At 74.1% G+C, this 6,706-nt stretch carries 2 protein-coding genes; both read right to left on the reverse strand.

Going from position 1 to position 6,706, the window contains the following annotated elements; all coding sequences use genetic code 11:
- A partial coding sequence (locus ACIQVZ_RS42030; RefSeq protein WP_402458354.1) for a condensation domain-containing protein occupies positions 1–2,057 on the reverse strand: 2,057 nt, incomplete at its 3' end.
- A gap of 2 nt (positions 2,058–2,059) precedes the next feature.
- Complete coding sequence (locus ACIQVZ_RS42035; RefSeq protein ID WP_402458356.1) at positions 2,060–6,706, reverse strand: amino acid adenylation domain-containing protein; 4,647 nt, start codon at positions 6,704–6,706, stop codon at positions 2,060–2,062.

Raw genomic sequence — 6,706 nt, forward strand, 5'->3', positions numbered from 1 at the left:
GCCGACGCACCCCAACACCGATCCAACGCCAACGCCACCAAATCACGCTGCGTCGTCACCACACCCTTCGGGACACCCGTCGAACCCGACGTGTACATCACATACGCCGCCCGATCCACCAGCCCCGACACCGGCAACACAACCCCGGCCGCCACATCCGGCACCGCATCCGCGAACACCACCGGAACACCCGCGGACCGAACGAACTCGTGCTCCGCCGTCGCCCCATGCGCCACCAGCACACGCGCACCAGCGTCCGCCAGCACCACCTCAACCCGCGCCGCCGGCCACGCCACATCCAACGGCACGAACACCCCACCGGCCTTCAACACCGCCAACAGAGCAACCACCAACTCGGCCGACCGCTCCATCACCACCGCAACCGACGACTCCACACCCACGCCACGCTCGACCAACACCCGCGCCAAACGGTCCGCCCGCTCATCCAACTCCCGATACGACAACGCCAGATCACCACTGACCACAGCCGTCGCGTCCGGCGTCCGCGCCACCTGCCCCGCGAACACCTCCGACACCGACAACTCCGACACCACCACACCCGTGTCATTCCACCCACGCACCACCAGGGCACGCTCCGCCGCCTCCAACACCTCCACCGACGACAGACGCAGGGCGGGGTCGGCGGCCAGGGCGTCGAGCACCTTCACCAGTCGGGCGGCGAGGCGGCGGAGCGTCTTCTGGTCGAACAGGTCCGCCGAGCCGGTCAGCACACCGCGCAGCCCGGCCGGAGCACCGTCGGCGTCGAACACCTCGCCGACCGTGGCCTCCAGGTCGAACTTGGCGCCCGACCGGCCGAGGACCAGCGCCTCGCCGCGCAGGCCGGGGAGGTCGACGGACGAGCCGACGTCCAGGGGGGCGAGGAAGACCTGGAAGAGCGGGTGCCGGGCCAGCGAGCGTGCCGGTGCGAGCTCCTCGACCAGGCGCTCGAACGGCACGTCCTGGTGGCCGAACGCGGCCACGGTGGTGCCGCGCACCCGGTCCACGACCTCGGCGAAGGTCGGGTCGCCGGACAGGTCGGTCCGGACCACGAGGGTGTTGACGAAGCACCCGATCAGGTCGTTCAGCGCCTCGTCGGTGCGACCGGCGATCGGCGAGCCGATCGGGATGTCGGTGCCCGCGCCCAGCCGGGACAGGGTCACCGCCACGGCCGCCTGGAGCACCATGAACAGCGTGGCGCGACGCTCCCGCGCCAGGGCGGAGAGTGCCCGGTGGGTGTCGGCCGACACGCTCACGCCGACGGCGTGCCCGCGGTGGGAGACCGCCGCGGGCCGCGGACGGTCGGCCGGCAGGGCCAGCTCCTCGGGCGCGCCCGCCAGCGCGCCCCGCCAGTACTCGACCTGGCGCGGGCCCAGGGCTGCCGGGTCCTGCGGGTCGCCCAGCAGGTCGCGCTGCCAGTACGCGTAGTCGGCGTACTGGATCGGCAGCGGCTCCCACTGCGGTGCCCGGCCCGCGCACCGGGCCGCGTAGGCGGCGGACAGGTCGCGGGCCAGCGGGCCGCCCGACCAACCGTCGGTGGCGATGTGGTGCAGCACCAGCACCAGCACGTGCTCCTCGGGTGCCACCTCGAACAGCCAGGCCCGGACCGGGACTTCGGCGGCCAGGTCGAACGGGTGGCGGGCGGCCCGCGCGACGGCGCCGGTCAGTTCCGCCGCGGTGATCTCGGCGCCCGGCAGCTCGTCCGCCACCTCGACGGCCGGCAGGTCCAGCACGGCCTGGTCCCACGCCAGGTCGTCCAGAGCGGGAATCCTCGCGTGCGCCCGCTCCGGGCCTTCCGCCCGGAGCACCCGCACCACGGTGAGCTCCCACGGCAGGTCGGCGAGGTCCAGGATCCGCTGACCGGGCTCACCGTCGACCTCGGGGAAGACGGTCCGCAGCGCCTCGTGACGGCCGATCAGGTCGCGTAGGGCCGCGCCCAACGCCTGCTGGTCCAGCCGCCCGGTGAGGCGAACGACGGTGGCGCTGTTGTACGTGGAGCTTGCTCCCTCGACGCGCCACTGGAGCCACATCCGCCGCTGGGCGAAAGACATGGGGATCATCGTTATTCCTCCCTCGGACGCGGCCGCAGGGCCGGCCGGGCGTTCTCGGCGTGGTGGGCGTTCTCGGCGAGCCAGGCGGCGAGGCCGGCGGGGGTGGGGTCGGCGAACAGCTCCTGGATCGGCAGCTCCTCGTCCAGCAGGACGCGGACCCGGCTGACCAGGCGGGTCGCCAGCAGGGAGTGACCTCCCAGGGTGAAGAAGTCGTCCTCGACACCGACGGACGGAAGTCCGAGGACTTCGGCGAACGCGGCGCACAGGGCGCGCTCGCGCTCGTTGGCAGGCTCCCGGCGGACCTGTGCCGCCCCCGCGTGCTCCGGAGCGGGCAGGGCGGCGCGGTCGAGCTTGCCGTTGGCGGTCAGCGGCAGGGCGTCGAGGACGACGACCGCGGACGGCACCATGTGCTCGGGCAGCCGGTCGGCGGCGAACTTCCGCACGAGGTCGGCGAATCCGCCGTCCTCGATGTCCTCCTCGTCGACCGGGACGACGTAACCGACCAGCCTCGGCTCGCCCGTGCCCTCGGTCCGGGCGACGACGACCGCTCGCTCGACCCGGCCGTACGCGGCCAGGACGGAGGCCACCTCGCCGGGCTCCACCCGGTAGCCGCGGATCTTCACCTGCTCGTCGGCACGGCCGGCGAACACCAGCCGCCCCTCGGGCGTCCACTGCACGCGGTCGCCGGTGCGGTACATCCGCTCGCCGGAACCGTAGGGATCGGCGACGAACCGTTCGGCGGTCAGAGCGGGGCGGCCGACGTAGCCGCGGGCCAGCTGGGCGCCGGCGATGTACAGCTCGCCGGCGACGCCCACCGGGGTGGGGCGCAGCGCGTCGTCGAGGACGAACACCCGGGTGCCGGGCACCGGGGTGCCGATCGGCAGGGCGCCGTCGGCCAGGGCGGCCTCGTCGAGGCGCCCTGTCACCACGCCGATGGTGGTCTCGGTGGGGCCGTAGTGGTTGTGCACGGCCCGCTCGCCGGCCTGCGCCACGAGTCGGAGCGCCCAGTCGCGGGGAGCCGCCTCGCCGCCGAGCACCAGGGAGCGCGCGGGAAGCACGCCGTCCACCCCGGTCTCGCCGCCGAGCGCGGCGAGGTGCGAGGGGACCGCCTTGAGGTGGTCGATCCGGTGCTCGGTCAGGTAGCGGGAGACCACGGCCGGGTCGACGGCCGCCCGGGCGTCGAGGACGTGCAGCTCGCCGCCGGTGGTCAGGCTGCCGAACACGGTGGTGTTGCCGAGGTCGGTGGACTGGGCCTGGAGCAGCGCGTAGCGGGTGCCGGGCTCGCCGAAGCCGACCCGGGCGGGTACGGCCGCCAGGTAGGCGGCCAGGCCACCGTGGGTGACTGCGACGCCCTTGGGGCGCCCGGTCGAGCCCGAGGTGTAGATGACGTAGGCCGTCTGGCCCGGCAGCGTCTCACCGACCGGGGCGGGCTCCTGAGCGGCCAGCTTGGCCTCGACCGACGGGTCGTCGAGGGCCACGGTCAGGACGCGGCGCAGCGGCAGTTCGTCCAGGGCGTCCTCCAGGCCGACGACCACGGCGGCCCGGCTGTCGGAGACCATGTAGGCGATCCGGTCGGCCGGGTAGCCGGGGTCGATCGGCAGGTAGGCCGCACCGGCCTTCCAGACGCCGAGGATCGCCGCCGAAAGCTGCCAGCCGCGTGGCAGGCAGAGCGCGACCACGCTCTCCCGGCCTACCCCGAGCCGGTTCAGGTGGCCGGCGAACCGGTCGGACCACTCATCGAGTTGGCGGTAGCTCCGGCGGTCGCCGCCATCGACGAGGGCGGTCGCGTCCGGGGTCCGCTCGACCTGCCGGCGGAACAGGCCCGGCGCAGTGGCTGGTGTGCTCCCGGCGGTCACGCCGGCGCCGCTCCACTCGCGGAGCAGCCGGTGCCGCTCCGCGTCGTCGAGCACCTCGATCGCGGCGAGGGGCGTCTGTGGGGCGTCGGCGAGTGCCGTGGCCAAATTGGCGAGGCTGGTGGTGAGCAGCGCGTGAATCCGGTCGGGTTCGGCCGGGGCGAGCGCGCTGACGTTGATCACGAAGCCGGTGCCGGAGTCGCTGACCGAGACGTTCAGCGGGTAGTTGGTGTACTCCCGACTGACCAGCACGCTGATGCCGTCGAGGTCGATGCCGGACTCGTGGACGGTCTGCCCATGCCGGTAGTTGAAGATCGAGGTGAAGAGCGGGCGGCCGCCCGGCACCCCGCTGGCCGCCTGGGCGACGGCGAGCGGCGCGTGCTCGTGCTCGAGCAGGCCGGCGAACTGCCAGCGCAGCGCGGTGAGCGCCTCGCCGACGGTCGGGCCGTCCAGCCGGACGCGGACCGGCAGGGTGTTGAGGAACGGACCGGGGACGCGGTCGGCGCCGGCGCCGGCGTTCATCCGGCCCAGCAGGACGGTGCCGAAGACCACGTCGTCGCGCCCGGAGAGCGCGGCCAGGGCCCGGGCCCACGCGAGGTGGAAGACCGCCGCCGGGCTGACGCCGAGCGTGCGGGCGAGTTCGCGGACCTTTCCGGCGAGCCGGTCGTCCACGTCCACCTGGGCGCGGCCCAGGTCGGTGCCGACCCGGCGCACATCCAGCTGTCCGAACGGTGCCGTGGTGTCGGTGACGTCGCCGAGCAGCGCGGCGAAGTAGCGGGCGTGCTCCTCGCGGGAGACGCCGAGGCGGGCCTGGGCGACGAAGTCCCGGAACGGCAGCGGCTGCGGCAGCTCGTCCGCCCGGCCGGCGAGGAACGCGCGGACCTCACCGAGCAGCACGTCCATGGAGGTGCGGTCGCGCACCAGGTGGTGGATCCGCAGCAACGCGAGGTGGCCCGCACCGTCCGGCTTCGGGGCGGTGTGGATGCCCATCATCGGGGCGCGGCCGAGTGCCATCCAGCGGCCTGCCGCCGCGAGCAGCTGCTCGGTCGGCTCAGGGCCGGCCGGATCCAGCATGAGGTCCTGGACGGGCAGTTCGGCCCGCCGGGCGACGACCTGGACGGGTTCGCGCAGCCCTTCCCAGGCGATCGCGGTGCGGTAGATGTCGTGGCGGTCGATGACCCGCTGGAGTCCGGCGAGGAAGCCGTCGAGGCGGGCGCGGGTGTCGAACTCGAGCACCGCCCAGCTCATGTACGGGTCGGCCTCGCCCTCGGCCCGGGCCAGGTGGTGGAAGAAGATGCCTTCCTGGAGGGGGGCCAGTGGGTAGACGTCTGCGATGTTCGCCGCGCCGCCCGGGACGGCGCCCGCGACGGTCGCGATCTCGGCCTCGGTCAGCTCGACCAGCGGCAGCATGCTCGGGGTGATCGCGGTCGCGCCCTCGGGGATGAGGTTGGCCGGTACTGCGACCGGCTCGGGTGCCGTGGCCGCGGCGAGGGCGGCCGGGGTCGGGGCCTGGAACAGGGCGGGGACCGAGACCGGCACGTCCTGATCGCGCAGTCGGGCGACCAGGGAGACGGCGAGCAGGGAGTGGCCGCCGAGGGTGAAGAAGTCGTCGTCCACGCCCACCACCGGCAGGCCCAGCACCTCCGCGAAGGCCTCGCAGATCAGTTCCTCGCGGGCGTCCTCCGGAGCACGGCCGCCGCTGGCGGCGGGGCCGGGGGCGGGCAGGGCCTGGTGGTCGAGCTTGCCGTTGGCGGTCAGCGGCAGCGTGTCGAGGACGACGAGCGCTGCGGGGACGAGGTGGCTCGGCAGCCGCTCGGCGGCGAACCGCCGAACGGTGTCGGCCAGTTCGGCATTGCCGGCGATGGGCACCAGGTAGGCGGTCAGCCGGGGGGTGCCGGGGGTGTCCTCGCGGACCACGACGGCGGCCTGGGCCACGTCCGGGTGCTCGGCGAGGACGGCGCGGACCTCGCCGGGCTCGACGCGGAAGCCGCGGATCTTGACCTGCGCGTCCGCACGGCCGGCGAAGACGAGCTGTCCGTCGGCGGTCCAGCGGGCCCGGTCACCGGTGCGGTACATCCGCTCCCCCGAACCGAACGGGTTCGCCACGAACCGCTCCGCCGTCAGATCCGCCCGGCCCACGTACCCACGGGCCAGCTGCGCACCCGCCAGGTACAGCTCACCGGCCACACCCACCGGCACCGGACGCAGCGCGTCGTCGAGGAGGTAGACCTGGACGTTGCCGACCGGGGTGCCGAGCGGGACGACACCGGCGGCGACGGTCTGCGCGTCCAGCCGCCCGGTCACCACGCCGATGGTGCCCTCAGTGGGCCCGTAGTGGTTGAACACGGCGCGGTCGCCGGCGGCCTCCAGCAGCTGCCCGGCCCAGGCGGGCGTCGCGGCCTCGCCACCGAGCACCAGGGCCTTCGCCGGAACGAGGCCGGCCAGTCCGCCGGCCGAACCGAGCGCGGCCAGGTGGGAGGGCACAGCCTTGAGGTGGTCGATCCGGTGTTCGGCGAGGTAGGCGGTGAGCGCCTGCGGGTCGGTGGCCGCGTCGGCGCCCAGGACGTGGACGGTGCCGCCGGTGGTCAGGGCGGCGAACAGCACGGTGTTGCCGAGGTCGGTGGTCTGCGCCTGGAGCAGCGCGTACCGGTCGCCGGGTTCGCCGAAGCCCACCTGGCCGGGGACGGCCGCCGTGTAGTTGGCCAGGCCGCCGTGGGTGACGGCGACGCCCTTGGGACGGCCGGTCGAGCCCGAGGTGTAGATCACATACGCCAACTGCCCCGGCAGCACCGCCACCGGCGCCAC

The sequence above is a fragment of the Kitasatospora sp. NPDC098663 genome, from assembly GCF_044760075.1.
In the GTDB taxonomy this organism is placed as follows: domain Bacteria; phylum Actinomycetota; class Actinomycetes; order Streptomycetales; family Streptomycetaceae; genus Kitasatospora.